At 73.1% G+C, this 15,868-nt stretch carries 14 protein-coding genes; 12 read left to right on the forward strand and 2 right to left on the reverse strand.

Translation table 11 applies throughout. The features are described from left to right. Positions 1-70 precede the first annotated feature (70 nt). Entirely contained in the window at positions 71-4,663 is a 4,593-nt protein-coding gene (locus tag AB0K67_RS16565; RefSeq protein ID WP_364059920.1) for an FtsK/SpoIIIE domain-containing protein, read from the reverse strand. Between the two features lie 371 nt (positions 4,664-5,034). Between AB0K67_RS16565 and AB0K67_RS16570 the strand changes: the two genes are divergently transcribed. The 12 genes from AB0K67_RS16570 (at position 5,035) to AB0K67_RS16625 (ending at position 15,436) form a co-directional block, all read left to right on the forward strand. Next, entirely contained in the window at positions 5,035-5,661 is a 627-nt protein-coding gene (locus AB0K67_RS16570; protein WP_364059923.1) for a hypothetical protein, read from the forward strand. 1 nt (position 5,662) lies between these two features. Continuing rightward, positions 5,663-6,379, forward strand: a complete 717-nt coding sequence (locus tag AB0K67_RS16575; protein WP_364059926.1) for a hypothetical protein — start codon at positions 5,663-5,665, stop codon at positions 6,377-6,379. Then, entirely contained in the window at positions 6,376-7,671 is a 1,296-nt protein-coding gene (locus AB0K67_RS16580) for an ATPase, T2SS/T4P/T4SS family (protein WP_364059929.1), read from the forward strand. The genes AB0K67_RS16575 and AB0K67_RS16580 overlap by 4 nt, the downstream gene beginning before the upstream one ends. Positions 7,672-7,673: 2 nt before the next feature. Then, on the forward strand, positions 7,674-8,597 hold the full coding sequence (locus AB0K67_RS16585) for a type II secretion system F family protein (RefSeq protein ID WP_364059931.1): 924 nt from the start codon (positions 7,674-7,676) through the stop codon (positions 8,595-8,597). After that, positions 8,584-9,510, forward strand: a complete 927-nt coding sequence (locus tag AB0K67_RS16590; protein ID WP_364059934.1) for a type II secretion system protein — start codon at positions 8,584-8,586, stop codon at positions 9,508-9,510. Before AB0K67_RS16585 ends, AB0K67_RS16590 begins: the two co-directional genes overlap by 14 nt. Continuing rightward, the gene (locus AB0K67_RS16595) at positions 9,510-9,749 is read left to right on the forward strand and encodes a hypothetical protein (protein WP_364059937.1); all 240 of its coding nucleotides are present in this window, start codon (positions 9,510-9,512) and stop codon (positions 9,747-9,749) included. The genes AB0K67_RS16590 and AB0K67_RS16595 overlap by 1 nt, the downstream gene beginning before the upstream one ends. Beyond that, positions 9,746-10,177, forward strand: coding sequence for a TadE family protein (locus AB0K67_RS16600; protein WP_364059940.1), 432 nt, complete (start codon positions 9,746-9,748; stop codon positions 10,175-10,177). The genes AB0K67_RS16595 and AB0K67_RS16600 overlap by 4 nt, the downstream gene beginning before the upstream one ends. Then, a complete protein-coding gene (locus AB0K67_RS16605) occupies positions 10,174-10,581 on the forward strand; it encodes a TadE/TadG family type IV pilus assembly protein (protein WP_364059943.1) in 408 nt (135 codons plus the stop codon). The genes AB0K67_RS16600 and AB0K67_RS16605 overlap by 4 nt, the downstream gene beginning before the upstream one ends. Next, complete coding sequence (locus AB0K67_RS16610; protein ID WP_364059946.1) at positions 10,578-10,991, forward strand: pilus assembly protein TadG-related protein; 414 nt, start codon at positions 10,578-10,580, stop codon at positions 10,989-10,991. The genes AB0K67_RS16605 and AB0K67_RS16610 overlap by 4 nt, the downstream gene beginning before the upstream one ends. A gap of 85 nt (positions 10,992-11,076) precedes the next feature. Next, a complete protein-coding gene (locus tag AB0K67_RS16615; protein ID WP_364059949.1) occupies positions 11,077-13,836 on the forward strand; it encodes a BTAD domain-containing putative transcriptional regulator in 2,760 nt (919 codons plus the stop codon). A 227-nt stretch (positions 13,837-14,063) separates the two neighbouring features. Beyond that, positions 14,064-14,504, forward strand: a complete 441-nt coding sequence (locus tag AB0K67_RS16620; protein WP_364059952.1) for a hypothetical protein — start codon at positions 14,064-14,066, stop codon at positions 14,502-14,504. Next, positions 14,504-15,436, forward strand: coding sequence for a hypothetical protein (locus tag AB0K67_RS16625; RefSeq protein ID WP_364061350.1), 933 nt, complete (start codon positions 14,504-14,506; stop codon positions 15,434-15,436). The genes AB0K67_RS16620 and AB0K67_RS16625 overlap by 1 nt, the downstream gene beginning before the upstream one ends. On the opposite strand, the gene AB0K67_RS16630 is transcribed toward AB0K67_RS16625, so the two are convergent. Continuing rightward, positions 15,426-15,860 (reverse strand): MarR family transcriptional regulator, encoded by a 435-nt coding sequence (locus tag AB0K67_RS16630; protein WP_364059955.1) that lies wholly within the window; start codon positions 15,858-15,860, stop codon positions 15,426-15,428. The genes AB0K67_RS16625 and AB0K67_RS16630 overlap by 11 nt on opposite strands. Positions 15,861-15,868 lie beyond the last annotated feature (8 nt).

The raw sequence follows: 15,868 nt of genomic DNA on the forward strand, positions 1-15,868 counted from the left end.
GTTCACCGGAATGAGTCGATTTTTCGGGATATGTGTGGGGAAAGCCGGGCGGCTTAGGGGAGCGGGCCGGTCAGTCGTCCGGTAGGGCCGCCTGGATCGGCGTGATCGTCCCCGCCGTCACCAGCAGGCCGCGCCCCTGCGGCCCGCCCGTCGCGCCGCGCGGCAGCCTGATCGAGAACAGGTCGCCGTCGGTCTGCCCCTGCACCGAGAGCAGCACCCCGGTGCGCGCCTTGCGCGTCTCGGCCACGAACCCCCGGTACGCCACCGCGAGATCCCCGGTCGTCCCCGCGATCAGCAGGCCGTGGTCGCCGTCCCTGCCCGTCCGCAGCACCTCCTCCAGCGCTGTGCCCAGCGGCCCGTCCGGGTTGACCAGCTCGGCGTCGTCCACCAGCACCACGTAGTCGTGCAGGTCGGCCACCAGCTCGGGCAGCCCGGTCGCCTCGCCGTCCAGCACCGCCACGGCCCCCTCCAGGTCCCGCAGCGGGCTGCGCCTGGGCGCGACGGCGATGACCGGCGTGCCCCGCGCGATCAGCGACCGGGCCGCGGTCATCAGCACCGACGAGCGTCCCGAGCGCGACGGCCCGGCGATCACCGCGCCGGGCCCCTGGGCCAGCAGGTCCAGGCCCATCGGCGCGAGCGCGTCGCCGCCCGCGCCGATCAGCGCCCACAGCGGCGACGGCGGGCCGAACTGGGGGTCCAGCTCCATCGCCTGCGCGGCGGTGATGCGCAGCGGCAGCGCGTCCACCCGCAGCGGCGGCCCGCCCGGCCAGCGCCGCCCGGTCGCGGGACCCGCCTTGCGCGCCAGCGCCTGCAGCGCCCCGACCTGCGCGGGGCCGGCGGGGTCGGCGGCGAGCAGCGCGATCTGGTGCTCGACGATGCCGTGCTCGGCCATCGACAGCGCGCGGCCCGGCGGCAGCACCGACGGCAGGCCCTTGAGCGGGAAGCCCGCGAGCCCGTAGTCGGCGGCGTCGGACAGCCGCAGCAGCAGCCGGTCGTCGAAGACCGTGGACACCTGGCCGAGCAGCCCCGAGCGGTCGCTGGTGACCACCGCGCGCAGCCCCACGGCCGGGCCCTCGCGCAGCAGCTGCAGCAGCGCCTCGATGAGCCGGCCGTAGTCGTAGCCCTCGAAGGCGGCCACGAAGCCCTCCCACCGGTCGAGCATGAACACCAGCCACGGCAGCCGGTGCCCGGCCTGCCGGTACTCGGCGAGCGAGGCGTGCCCGGCCTCGGCGAGGAGCTGCTGGCGGCGGCCGACCTCGTCGCGCAGCCGGTTGAGCAGCCGTTCCACCCGGTCGAGCTGGTCGCGGGTGATCACCGCGCCGCAGTGCGGCATGGCCACCAGCGGCAGCAGCGCGCCCGAGCCGCAGTCCACGGCGTGCACGTGCACGTCCTCGGGCGCGGCGTACGCGGCGATCGAGCCCGCGATCGTGCGCAGCGCCGTCGAGCGCCCGCTGCGCGCCGAGCCGGCGATGAGCAGGTGGCCGCCGTGCGCGAGGTCGAGCGCCAGCGGCTGCCGGTCCTGCATCCACGGCCGGTCGCTGACCCCGAACGGCAGCGGCCGCACCTCTTCGAACTCCTCGTCAGGCCCGTACGCCGGCCCGTCCTCTGGAAGGTCGAGCACGAACCGCTCGGGCAGCGGCTCCAGCCACGGGCTCGGCTGCCTGGGCACGCCCGCCAGCTCGGCGGCCTCGATGAGCGCGTCGGCGACCAGCGAGAGGTCCGTGACCGCGTTGTCCTCCTCCTCTTGCCGGGGTGGCGGCGGCAGCGGCTTGCCGAGCGCGCGCCAGCCCACGTCGAGCACCCGTACGCGGGCCGCACCCTCGTCCGCGCCCGCCACGGGGCCGCGCCCGCCGACCCTGGCGGTCTGCACGGCCACCGCCGCGTCCACCCCCGAGCGTACGTAGCACCGGCCGGGCGTGGACTTGGAGATGTGCGCCGCGTCGGGCACGTCGATGACGTCGGCCGACTCGGCGGGCTCGGTCACCCGCAGCGCGATGCGCAGCGACGTGTTGGCCTGGATGTCGGCCGTCACCACGCCCGCGGGCCGCTGGGTGGCCAGGATCAGGTGGATGCCGAGCGAGCGGCCTCTGCGGGCGATGTCCACCAGGCCGTTCACGAAGTCGGGCAGCTCGGCCACCAGCGCCGCGAACTCGTCGATGATGAGCACCAGCCGGGGCATGCCGGGCCCCTCGTAGTCCTCGATGTCCTTGGCGCCGGCCGAGTTCAGCAGCCGCTCCCTGCGCCGCAGCTCGGCGGCCAGCGAGTCGAGCGCCCGCTGGGTCAGGTGGCCGTCCAGGTCGGTGACCATGCCGACCGTGTGCGGCAGGCGTACGCACTCCTTGAAGGCCGCGCCGCCCTTGTAGTCGATGAGCACGAACGTGAGCTGGTCGGGCCGGTTGGCCACCGCCAGCGAGCAGATCAGCGTCTGCAGCAGCTCCGACTTACCCGCGCCGGTGGTGCCGGCGATCAGGCCGTGCGGGCCGTCGAGCTTGAGGTCCACCGAGAACGGCCCGTCAGGGCCCACCCCGATCAGCGCCTTCGTGGTGCCGCGCGGGCCCCACCGGGCGGCCAGCTCGGCCGCCGAGGGGACCTGCATGCCCATCAGGTCGAGCAGGCGGGCCGCGCCCGGCAGGTTGCCGCCGGGGTCGTCCCTGCTCACGTCGCGGATGGGGGCGAGCGCCCTGGCCAGCCGGTCGCACCAGGCGGGCGAGACCTGGTCGGCCAGCACGGGACCGATCACGTCGAGGCCGCCGCCGCGCAGATGGACGAACCCGTCGTCGCCGCAGGCGGCCACCGTCTGGCACTCCTCGGGCAGCAGCCGCTGGTCCTCGTCGATGGCGAGGGTGAACACGCCGGAGCGCGGCCCCTGGCGCAGCACCTGCGGCATGTTCGGCAGGCCGCGCAGCACCTGCGCGCCGTCGAGGATCACCAGCACGTCGTACGGGCGCACGTCGTAGGAGGAGAAGGCGGGCTTCTCCGGCCCGCCGAGGTCGTCCCAGCCGGTCGGCACCTTGCCCAGCTCGGGGATCGTGGTGTTCTGCCGCTCGTCGATGAGCGCGGCCAGCTCCGAGACCCGGCGGGCGGCCGACTCGGGGTCGGTGCCGACCAGCGCCACGCACTCCTGGCCCGCCTGCGGCGCGCAGTGCGGCAGCCAGCGCAGCCAGCCCCAGCGCCGCTCGGCGTCGGCGTGCGCCGACACCACCACGATGGCCAGGTCGCGGGGGCTGTGCAGGGTCGCCGCCTGCGCGATCAGCCAGGAGGCCAGGCCGGTCGCCGCCGTACGCGGCCCCGTCACGCCCGCCACGCCGAGCCGCCGCATCGGCAGCGCCACCGGCACCGCCCGGCAGATCGGCGGGTCGATGGCCCCGCCCTGCTCCTCCTTCAGCTCCAGGTCGGCGGGCAGGTCGGCGAGCCCGACCCGCAGCCGCAGCGCGTCGGAGTCGTGGATGCGGCGCTCCCACAGCCGCCGGCGCGGCCCCGTCGCGGTCAGCAGCACCTGCGCGGGGTCGGGCGCGTCGGCCCGGCGCGCGGCCTCGTCGGCGGCGCGGGCCCGCTCCACGGCCTCCTCGTACGCCCGCACCTCCTCCTGGTGCTCCTTGAGTGCCTTCTTGTACTGCTTCTTGCCGTGCCGCCGATCGCTCCACCACTGGCCGATCATGATGATCGGCGTCATGAACGCGACGAGCAGGTAGTACCACTGCTGGAGCGCGATCGCGAGCGTCAGGCCGAGCACGGCGGGCAGGAACGCGGCGAGGAGCTGCAGCCGCATGCCCTCGTTCCTGGTGGGCGGCTTCGGTTTGACGAACGTGCGCTGCGGCTCCGGCCTGCGCAGCCTGGGCGGCCGGTTGTAGGCGACGCCGCCCTCGTCGCGCGGCGCCAGGTGCGCGTCGGCGGGTTCGATCGAGGTGAGCACGAACACCGAGGAGCCGCAGGTCAGCACGGCCTGGTCGGGCCATTCGACGGGCTCGGTGAGCGGCCGGCCGTCCAGCTCGGGGACCTCGCCGTATCCGGCCGACCGCGCGGCCGCCTCGCGCTCGGCGGTCCGCGCGGTCAGCTCCGCGACCTCCTCGGCCCAGCGGCCCTTGAGCTTGAGCCTGGGCGCCTCGCCCGGCGGCCGCCAGGCGGGCTCGACGGTGATCGACTCCGGCCGCACCCGCACGGTGACCGCCTCGGGCGCGAGCGCCGGGTCGTCCACCGCCATCGCGCACATGGGATCGGAGCCGATGACGTGCACGCCCAGCCCCAGCCGGTGCACGGTGCCGGCGGCCGGACCGCCGACCACGCGCACCTCGGCGACGCCGTCCGGCTCCTCGATCAGCGTGGCGCGGGCGAGCCTGGCGTCGAGCGTGACCTTGTCGCCGTCGCGCAGCACGGCGGTGACCCGGGCGGCCGGGTCGAGCGGGCGGGCGTCGCGCCACAGGACGTGCGGCCCCATGTCGGAGCGTTCTGGCCGGCGCGGCCTGGGCACGCGGGCGCCCGCCGTGACCGGCGCGTACGGTGCCCGCGCATGGGCGGCCCGTGCCTGCGGCAGCCGTACGACGTCGGCCAGCGGCTTCTCGTCGCCGAGCGCCGCGCTGAGCGCGGCCACCGTGAGCCCGTCGTCGGCGTCGATCACGACGTCGCGATCGCCCTGCCCGCCGACCACGGTGAGCATGATCCGCATGGTGCCGTCTCCTCGGTCGACTCAGGCCGCCCAAAGTAGCGTCCGGAACGTCGCCGGGTGCGCCTGTTGACGGGAATGGCATGGCGGGCGGGAAAGCGCCGCGGCGCATTCTCGAAATAGCTGTGCATGATGTGACGCGTGTGACTACCGAGGCCGCTTGCCGGAAATTTCGAGATTCGTCAACTCGATAGAAACAAGTGGCATCGATGAATTCGGCTTGACACCGAGTAACCTGCGAAAGAAGCATGGGTCACCGAATTCCGCCACCTCCGCCGGAGGGTTCCCCACATAATGGCGTGAATTCCGCAGATCACTCCGGGAGCCCCCCACCCATGAGGACCAGTGAAAAGCCTGCCGCGAACGCGGCGGGGTTGTCCGGCCCGGCCTCGCGCAAGCTCCCCGTACCACCCAGGGAACGCAAGCCGGCGCTCGCCGCGCTGGCCGTCCTGCTCATCCTGGGCGGGGCGCTGGCCACGACCATGCTCGTGCTCAACAGCGGAAACCGGGTGTCCGCCATCCGCGTCACGCAGCAGATAGGCGCGGGCCAGAAATTCACCAGGGACGCGTTGGAAGAAGTGAAGATCGCCGACACCGGCATCGACTTCGTCGCGTGGTCGCAGCGCGAGCAGGTGCTCGACAGCTTCGCCACCGTGACGATCCTGCCGGGCACGCTGCTGACCAATCAGATGGGCGTACGTACGAGCAGCGAGCTCGGTGAAGGAAAAGCGACCGTCGGATTGTCGCTCAAGGCCGGACAAATGCCGGCCGGCGTAAAGGAAGGCGATCGCGTGCAGGTCATTTTCGTACCGAGCCGGTCGAGCCAGGGAGAAAGCCGCGTGCTCGCCGCGAACGCCCTCGTCTTCGAAGCCGGCGAGCGGGCGAAGAACTCGGGCTCAGGCCAGATCACCGTGGTCGTCGACGCCGCGGCAGCGCCGGAGATCGTGGCGGCCGCCTCCGCGGGCGAGGTCGCGGTGGCCGAGCTTCCGGGAGCGCGCTGACGTGGGGCTGATCGTACTGGCCGCCGACAAGGGCGCGCCGGGGGTGACCACCGCCGCCACGGCACTGGCGGCGGTGTGGCCGCGCCCGGTGCTGCTGGCCGAATGCGACCCCGCGGGCGGCGACCTCGCCTACCGGCTGCCCGCCGCCGACGGCGGCGTGCTCAACCCTGCCAAGGGGCTGCTCAGCCTGGGCGCCACCGCACGGCGCGGGCTCGAGGCGGCGCAGATCCAGCAGCACACCCAGAAGATCGTCGGCGGTCTCGACGTGCTGGTCGGGCTCGGCCACGGCGAGCAGGCGGCCGGGCTCACCTGGCTGTGGGGACCGCTCGGCAGGGCGCTGGCCGCCATACCCGGCGCCGACGTCATCGCCGACTGCGGCCGCCTGGGCGCGCACCCGCAGATCGGCGACCTCATGGCCGAGGCCGAGCAGGTCGTGCTGTTCACCAGGGCCACCCTCGACCACGTCGCCCACCTGCGCGAGCGGCTGCAGATCACCAAGGCGCACGGCGTCGTCGTGATCGCCGACCCGCGCAACTACCGCGGCTCGATCGAGGACGTCCGCAGGATCGTCGGCCCCACCGTCCAGTTCGTGCACGGCCTCGCCCACGACCCCAAGGGCGCCGAGCTGCTGCGCGGCCAGTGGGGCGGGCGCCTCGACCGCTCGCTCCTCATCCGTACGGCCCGCGACCTCGCAGCGAGGCTGGTGAGCCACCGATGATCGATCACTCGCTCGTCAAGCGCTTCCGCCAGGAGGTCGGCGACCGCCTGGCACACCAGCGCCGGCTCGACCAGGCCAACGGGCTGCCCCCGATGACCGGCGAGGACGAGCGCCAGTTCGCCAGGGCGCTCATCTCGCAGGTGCTGGAGGAGCACGCCCGCAACGAGATCGGGTCCGGCCGCACCCCGCCCACCGTGGAGGAGGAAGAGGCGCTCGCGGCCGGCATCCACGCCGCGCTGTTCGGCGTGGGCAGGCTCCAGCCGCTGCTCGACGACCCCCAGGTCGAGAACATCGACATCAACGGCTGCGACAAGGTCTTCGTCAGCTACGCCGACGGCCAGGAGCTGATGCACGACCCGGTCGCCGACTCCGACGAGGAGCTCATCGAGCTGATCCAGATCCTGGCGGCGTACTCGGGGCTGTCGAGCCGGCCGTTCGACACCGCCAATCCCCAGCTCGACCTGCGGCTGCCCGACGGCTCCCGGCTCAGCGCGGTCATGGACGTCACGGTCAGGCCCGCGATCTCGATCCGCCGCGCCCGCCTCGGCAAGGTCTTCCTGTCCGACCTCGTCGGCAACGGCACCTTGAGCCCGGACGTGGGGCGGTTCCTCTCGGCGGCCGTCGCCGCCCGCAAGAACATCATGATCGCCGGCTCCACGAACGCCGGAAAGACCACGCTGCTGCGCGCCCTGGCCAACGAGATCCCGCCGAACGAGCGCCTCATCACCGTCGAGCGCGCCCTGGAGCTCGGCCTCGACCAGTTCCCCGAGCTGCATCCCAACGTCGTCGCCTTCGAGCAGCGCCTGCCCAACTCCGAGGGCCAGGGCGAGATCTCCATGGCCGAGCTGGTACGCCGTTCGCTGCGCATGAACCCCAGCCGCGTCATCGTCGGCGAGGTGCTCGGCGACGAGATCGTCACCATGCTCAACGCGATGACCCAGGGCAACGACGGCTCCCTGTCGACCATCCACGCGAACTCCAGCATGGAGGTCTTCAACCGCATCGCCACGTACGCGCTGCAGGCATCGGAGCGCCTGCCGATCGACGCGACCCACATGCTCATCGCGGGAGCCATCGACTTCGTGGTCTTCATCGAAAAGCGCAACGACTACCACCGCGGCGGCAAGCTGCGCCGCTACGTCTCCAGCATCCGCGAGGTCAACGGCTGCGACGGGCGCGTGCTGTCCAGCGAGGTCTTCGTGCCGGGACCGGACGGCAGCGCCGTCCCGCACGCCCCGGTGTCCTGCCTGGAGGAGCTGATGGCGCACGGCTACCACCCGGGGGGCTGGTGAGCATGCCCTTCACGATCGACCCGCTGGCGCTGCTCGCCGGCGCCGTGGTGGGCGGCGGTGTGTTCCTGTTCATCGTCGCCCTGTACGGCGTGCGCCCGCGCCCGTCCCAGCCCAAGCGCCACGTGGTCAAGATGCTGACCACCCGCGCCGCCGTGGCCGCCGTCGCCGCCGCGCTCGTCCTGGTCGTCACCCAGTGGCCGGTCGCCGCCGTCGGCACGGTGCTGCTCGTCTTCGCCTGGCGCGGCCTGGCCGGCGGCGCCGCCGAGGAGCGCGCCGCCATGCGCCGCCTCGAAGGGCTGGCCGCCTGGACCGAGTCGCTGCGCGACACCATCGCCGGCGCCGCCGGACTCGAACAGGCCATCCCGTCGTCCATCAGGGCCGCCGCGCCCTCGCTCAGGGCGCCGCTGCGCGCCCTGATCGACCGGCTGCACACGAGGATGGCGCTGCCTGAGGCGCTCGCCCGCTTCGCCGACGACCTCGACGACCCCTCGGCCGACCTCGTCGTGGCCGCACTCATCCTCAACTCCAAGCTGCGCGGCCCCGGCCTGCGCGACGTGCTCAGCGCGCTGGCCGTCTCGGCCCGCGAGGAGCTCGACATGCGCCGCCGCGTCGAGGCCGAGCGCCGCTCCACCCGGCGCAGCGTGCAGATCGTGGTGATCACCGCGCTCGTCTTCGCCGGGCTGCTCGTGCTGTTCAACCCCGACTACGTCGCCGAGTACCGGAGCTTCCTCGGCCAGGCCGTCCTGGTGGTCGTGGCCCTGCTGTTCGGCGCCGGGTTCGCGTGGATGCGGCGGCTGGCCAGGTTCGACAAGCCCACCCGCCTGCTGATGGGCGGCGCGCAGGCGGGCCGGCAGAACGGCGCCCCGGCGGCCCCCTCAGCGGCGGCGCCGGCCGGAGCCCCAGGAGGAGGAGGTGGCCGTGGTTGAGGGCGCGCTCGCCGGAGCGGTGCTCGGGCTCGGCCTGTTCGTGCTGTTCAGGGCGCTCTTCCCGGCCCGGCCCGGCCTGGTGGCGCGGCTGCTCGCGCTGGACGCCGTACGCGAGGAGTCCGGCGGCCCGCGCATCCAGCTCGTGCTGCCCGATGAGCAGGTCAGCGCGTTCCGGCGCGGGCTCGGCGCCCGGCTGGCCGCCCTGTACGCCGCGCGCGGCTGGGAGGTCAGGTCGGTCAAGGCCGACCTGGCGCTGCTCGGCCGCTCGTGGGAGGCGTTCCTCGCCACCAAGGCGCTGCTCGCGGCCAGTGGCCTGCTCGCGTTCCCGCTGCTGCTGGCCTGGCTCGTGCTGATGGAGTGGGGCACCTCGCTCGCCATCCCGTTCTGGGCCGCGCTGCTGGTGGCCGCGGTCTTCTTCTTCCTGCCGGACCTACAGGTCAAGCGGGACGCGGCGGCCAAGCGGCGCGACTTCCGCCACGTCGTCGGAGCGTTCCTCGACCTCGTCTCCATGAACCTGGCCGGCGGCCGGGGCGTTCCCGAGGCGCTGATGATGGCCGTCTCGGTCAGCGGCGAGCAGCCCAACTGGGCGATGGCCCGCATCCGCGACGCCCTCAGCGGCGCGCGCATCGTCGGCATCACCCCGTGGCAGGCGCTCGGCCAGCTCGGCGAGGAGATCAACGTCGACGAGCTGCGCGACCTGTCGGCGGCGCTCGGCCTGGTCGCCGACGACGGCGCCAAGGTGCGCGCCTCGCTCACGGCCAGGGCCGCCACGCTGCGCCGCCGCGAGCTGGCCGAGATCGAGGGCCGGGCGGGCGAGCGCTCGCAATCGATGCTCGTGGCCCAGCTCCTGCTCTGCGCAGGTTTTGTGATCTTTCTCAGTTTTCCCGCCGCTATGAAGATGTTGGGGGTCTGATGCGCCACCATCCGTGGATCGTCTATCTCACCGCGTACCTCGGCGTACGCGTCCATCGCGCCCGTACCGCGCCCACCCGCGGCGCGTCCGCCGTCGAATGGGTGATCATCACAGCCATCATCGCCGGCGTCGCGCTCGGCCTGGCCACCTTGATCAAGACGCTGGTCGAGAACCAGCAGGCCCAGATCGAGCAGAGCTTCGGCGGTGGTGGCGGCAACGGAGGTGACAACGCCCCGTGAGAGCCCGGCCGCGACGCGATGAGCGCGGCGCGACGGTGATCGAGCTGGCCATGCTCATGCCGATCATCCTCGCGACCGTGCTGCTCATCGTGCAGGTCGCCCTCTGGTTCCACGCCCGGCAGGTGGCCGAGGCGGCGGCCAGGGAGGGAGCCCGCGTGGCCAGGTCCGCGCCGTTCGACTCCGGCGGCTGGGAGGGCGCGGCCACCGGCAAGGCCACCGAGATCGTCCGTACGGTCGGGCCCAGCCTGCTGCGCGAGGCCACGGCCACGGCGTCCGAGAAGGAGCCCGACGAGCGGTTCGTCACCGTGACCGGCAGCGCCGTCCAGGTGATCCCGCTGCTGCCGGAGCTGGCCTTCACGATCACCGCCACCTCGGGGGGTCCCGTGGAGTGCTTCCGTCCCGACAACGGCGGCGAGGACTGCCAATGACCGCCGTCCGGGCCGGGAACGCGGAGCGCGGCTCGATGGCGGTGGAGACCGTCATGCTGGCCCCGGTCTTCTTGCTGTTCCTCATGTTCCTGGCCGGCGCCGGAGTGCTGGTCGAGGCGCAGGGCCGGGTCAACGGGGCGGCGCGCGACGCCGCCAGGGCCGCGTCCGTGCAGCGCACGTTCGACGACGCGGAATCCGCCGCCGAGGCGATCCTCGCCGGCGTGCTCGACGACCGCTGCCGATCCTCCGCCGTCTCGCTCGACGGCTCGCAGTGGGAGCAGGGCGGGCACGTCCAGGCCGAGGTGACGTGCGAGCTGGATCTCGCCTTTCTCGGCTTCGGCGGCACCAAGCAGCTCACGGGCACGGCCGTGGTGCCCCTGGAGCAGTTCAGGAGGATCGAGTGAAGCGGGGAGAGCGCGGCTCGATGTCGGTGTTCACCGTGCTGTTCTCCGTCGTCGTGTTCCTGCTGGCCGGGCTGCTGGTGGACGGCGGCTCGGCGATCAACGCCCGGCTGCGCGCCGCCGACGTGGCCGAGCAGGCCGCGCGGGCCGCCGCCGACCGGCTCGACGTCGATCACCTCAGGCAGACCGGCGAGACCCGGCTGCTCGGCGAGGACCAGGTGTGCGCGCGGGCCGAGGAGATCACCGCGGCGCAGGGCGGCGGCGACGTCCGCTTCGGCGAGTGCACGGTCGATGGCCAGGCACAGGTGACGGTCACCGTGTCGGTCCGGTGGGAGGCGTTCTTCCTCGGCGCGATCGGCTTCTCCGGCGCCGAGATGACCGGCGAGGCCAGCGCCGCACCCGAAGCGAGATAGCCGAAGCGAGATAGACCGAAACCCGCCGGTCGATGGATGCGGGGACGGCACAGGCACGACCCTGAACCCGGGGAAAGGAGAGGCGATGCCGACGCGAGAGCCTGCGCGTCACCACGGACGGCGTGTCCCGGCCCGCGCAACCGCGCGCGCCAGGGGCAGGCGCAGCGCCGGTGACGTGCTGACCGGCCTCGCCGCGCTGGTCGTGCTGGTGGGGCTGGTGGGCGGCGTGCCGTACGCGCTGCTCACCTTCGTCGGGCCGCCGATCAGGCCCGAGCTGCTCGACCTCGAGGTGCTGACCGGCAGCGTCGGCCCGAGCACGATCATCGCGGTGCTGGTGCTGCTGGTCTGGCTGGCCTGGTTCCAGCTCTTCGTGTGCGTGATCGTCGAGGTGTACGCCGGGGTCCGCAGGGTCGGCATGCCCGCCAGGGTCCCGCTCTCCGGCGGCACCCAGTTCATCGCCAACAAGCTCGTCTCCGCCGCGCTGCTGCTGTTCACGGCGGGCGCGATGGTGGCGCCGCTGGCCAAGCTGGCGCCCACGCCGGCCGCGCCGCCGGTGACGGCGGTCGCGTACTCGGCGCCGCTGGTCGAGCAGACGCTGGAGGCCCCCAAGACCAAGAAGGTGTACGTGGTGCAGCCCCCGCACGGCCGCCACCACGAGAGCCTGTGGGAGATCGCCGAGAAGTGCCTGGGCGATGGCCGCCGCTACCACGAGATCTACCGGCTCAATGAGTCGAAGGTGCAGCCCGACGGCTCCCGGCTGAAGATCGCCGATCTGATCAGGCCGGGCTGGGTGCTGGACATGCCGGATGACGCGCGCAACGTGCACATCGTCCCCGCCGACCAGCCGCGCGAGCAGACGCTGCGCGAGCATCCCGGCCGCGCGGAGGTGCCGAGGGGCAAGCACGTCAAGCCCGACGCCCAGGAGCAGCGCCAGGACCGGCAGGATCGGCAGGGCCGCCAGGACCAGCGCGGAGAGCAGCGTCAGGAGCGTCAGGAGCGGCAGGAGCGCCCCGACCCGCAGGAGCAGCAGCCGGTCATCCAGGAGCGCCAGGACGGCGAGCTGATCGACTACCTCGCCGCCGCGTCCCTGGCCGCCGCGGGCCTGCTGTTCGTGCTCGCGGGCAAGCGCCGCCGGCAGCTCTGGCGGCGGGTGTTCGGCCGCCGCATCGCCCGCCCGCGCGACGACGCCGCGCAGGCCGAGGTCGCGCTCAGGATCGGCAGCGACGCGCCCGGCGCCCGTGTCCTGGACGTCGGGCTGCGCATGCTGGGCGCCGAGCTGGCCGCGCGCCGCCGCACCCCGCCCACCGTGTACGGCGCCCACCTGTCGCCCCGCAACCTCGACCTGTGGATCCACCCGCCGGACCCCGACCCGCCCGCGCCGTGGACGGCCGTGGACGGCGGCCAGGTCTGGCGGCTGCCCGCGCACGAGGGCCGCCTGCTGCCCGATCCGGTGGACAGGGCGCAGGCGGGCGGAGCGCCGTACCCGGGCCTGGTGTCGATCGGCACCGACGGCGGCGGGCGCGTGCTCATCGACCTGGAGGCCGCGCAGGGCCTGATCAACGTGCGCGGCGCGCAGACCACCGCCGCGCTCGCCGCCATCGCCGTCGAGCTGGCCACCAACCGCTGGTCCGACCGCATGCGCATCACGCTCGTCGGCTTCGGCGAGGAGCTGACCGCGATCGCGCCCGACCGGATCAGGGCGGTCGGCGGCCTCGCCGAGGTGCTGCCCGAGCTGGAGGCCGACGCCGCACCGCGCAGGGAGGTGCTCACCGGGCGCATCACCGGCAGCCCGCGCCGCGCCCACTACCTGCTGTCCGCGGTGGCGCCCACCCACGAGGAGGCGCGCAGGCTGGCGCTGCTGGCCCGCCGCGACACCGCGGGCTACGTGGTGGCGGGCGACGTGCCGCACGCCACCTGGACGCTGGAGATCGGCGACGACGGCCGGGCGAGGATCGCCGAGCTGGGCTTCGAGGTGGACGCCCAGCTCCTGCCGCGCCGCCACTACCGCGCCCTGATCGACCTGTTCCGCACCGCCGACCGGCTCGACGGCGAGCCCGTCAGTGAGCCTGAGCCGCTGGACGCGCTCCAGCAGCCCGAGATCGAGGTGCGGATACTCGGCCCCATCGAGGTCGTCGGCCTGCCTCCGCTGGAGGAGGGCCGCATGGGGCTGGCCGCCGAACTGCTGGTCTATCTGGCCACGCACGTCGGCGGCGTGCATCCGGTGGTGCTCGGCGGTGTGCTGTGGCCGCGCGGCGTGCAGGACATCGTCAGGGACGCCACCATCGCCAGGGTCGCGGAATGGCTCGGCCCCGAGCATCTGCACACCGACGCCGCCGGGCGGCTCAGCCTGGGGCCCGGGGTGCGTACGGACTGGGCGTTGTTCCGCGAGCTGGTACGCCGCGCGCAAGGCGACCCCACGACCGGCGCCGTGCTGCTGGAGAAGGCGCTCGGCCTGGTCAGAGGCCCGCTGCTGGCCGGCCGCCGCCCCGGCGGCTACGCCTGGCTCGCCGCGGACGACCTGGAGTACGACGTCACGGCCGCCGTCGCCGACGCCGCGCACCAGCTATGTGAGATCCGGCTCGCCCAGGGCCGGCCGGACGCGGCGGTGTCCGCCGTACGCGCGGCGCTGCTGCTCGCGCCCGACGACGAGAGCCTCTGGCGCGACCTGCTGCGGGCCACGCACGCCACCGAGGACATCGTGCGCCTGCGCGCCGTCGTCGAGGGCCTGACGCGCCGGGCGGCATCCCACCCCTACGGCGGCGGGATGGCGCCCGAGACAGAGGCATTGATCGAAGAGCTGCTGCCCACGTGGCGCATGCATGTGGTGAGGGAGTCATCTGCATGAGACGTACGGCGATTGTGCTCGCCTTAACGCTTGCGGCCGGGTGCGGTACGGCGGATCCCCCGTACCGGCCTCAGGAGGCCGCACCGCCCGCTCCTGAGCGGAGTCCCGCGGCCACGGAGCCGGAGTCCGATCCGCCGCGATCCGAGCCGGCGGGATCAGCGGAGACGGAGGAACCTGAGAGCGCGGCGACCCCGGAGTCCGTCCCGACCGGGACGCAGACGATCAAAGTGGGGGACGGCCTGCGGATCAGGGTCGACTGGCCGCGGAAGCCGGATCCGCTGCACAAGGTCATGGTCGACTACTACGTCGGCGTCCGCAGGGCCATCGCGGAGGGCAAATCGGGCTACGGCGAGAACATGGAGTTCGAGGCGCAGGCGAGCACCAGCCAGTGGATCCGCGGCTTCACCGATCAGGGCGAGACGATCCGCGGCACCGCACGCCTCTACGACGTGGAGGTCGCCGCCGTCTTCGACGGCAAGGGCGCCCAGGTCAACGCGTGCGTCGACGAGTCGGACGTCACGGTGGTCTCCGCCAGTACCGGCAAGCCCATCGCGCGTCAGCCCGACTGGATGCGCAAGCCGTACTTCCAGACCGTGCTCGCGCACCGCGCCGACGACGGGGTGTGGCGCATCAGGACCTCCCAAACGGAGCAAGGGCGGTGCACGTGATGAAGAGCCTGATCTCCGCGCTGATGGCGGGCGTCCTCGTGACCGGCTTGCAGTCGCCGTCCCCGGCCCCGTCGCCCAAGCCCGACGTGGACGTCCGGGGCGGCGGCCAGGGGCGCACCCGGTTCGTCGACCTCTCCACGGAGACCATCAAGATCTCCGGATCCAAGGGCGGCGATGGCGACGGCTTCCGGATCAAGCGGCCCTGCTGGTACGAGCCGGCCGCGAACGCCGAGGACATGTTCCGGCAGATCTCCGACCCGCGCGGCAACAGGACGCGGGCGGACACGGACGGCTTCCGCGAGTTCATCCAGCCGTTCAAGGACAAGCTGGGCCAGGAGGGGCTGTGGTGGGTGCCCGCCTACAACAAGGCCGACCCCAACGGCGCGGCCTGCTGGGCGAGCCTCGAACGCTTCATCTTCGTCCCGCCGAACACCACCCCGCCGTCGGGCATCACGGTCGAGCAGCTCGCCGAGATCGCGCGGGCCGCGCTGACCGTCCCCAAGGGCACGATCAAGCTGAGCCCCGACGCCAAGAGCTACGTCAACCTGCCCACCTGGGTGTGGCTCGAAGGCATCGGCGAGCCGCGCCGCACCGTCACGGCGTCCATCCCCGGCATCATGAGCGTGACCCTCGTCGCCACGCTGAAGGAGATCAAGATCGACCCCGGCACGTCGGACGACCGCGCCGAGGTGACCGAGACGGGCTGCGGAGCCTCGGGCAAGCCGTTCACCCAGGGCGGCGAGTTCTCGTGCGGCGTGCGCTACCTGCGCTCGTCGATCGATCAGCCGGGCGAGAAGTACACGCTGACGGTCTCCACCGTGTGGCCGGTCGAGGTGGAGGGCAACACGGTGCCGGTGCAGTTCGACCCCGTCGAGGTCAGCACCAGCCGGGACGTCCCGGTCGGCGAGATCCAGAGCAACGTCAAGCCCTGATCACCGCGACGAGCGGGGCCAGCTCGGGCAGCTCCGCGGCCTCGTCGAGCACCTCCTTCAGCACCGCGTCGTGCGTGGGGCGTGCCTGGCCGAGCAGGTCGAAGCCGGCCTGCGTCACCTCGGAGTAGATGCCGCGCCGGTCGTCCTCGCACAGGTAGCGCCGCAGCAGCTCGCGCTTCTCCAAGCGTGTCACCAGCCGGGTCGTGGCGCTCTGGCTGAGCACCACGGCCCTGGCGAGCTGCTGCATGCGCATGTGCCAGCCGTCCTGCCTGGCCAGGACGTCCAGCACGGTGTATTCGCTCACGCTCAGCCCGTGGTTCTTCTGGAGCGCCTTCTCCAGCCGCTCTTCGATTTTGGCGTGCAGCGCCGCGAGCGTGCGCCAGCCGTGGGCGCGCGCCTCCACGGCGTCATCGGCGAGGGCCACGTGACAGT

Source organism: Nonomuraea sp. NPDC052634 (genome assembly GCF_040678535.1).
Lineage (GTDB): Bacteria > Actinomycetota > Actinomycetes > Streptosporangiales > Streptosporangiaceae > Nonomuraea > Nonomuraea fastidiosa.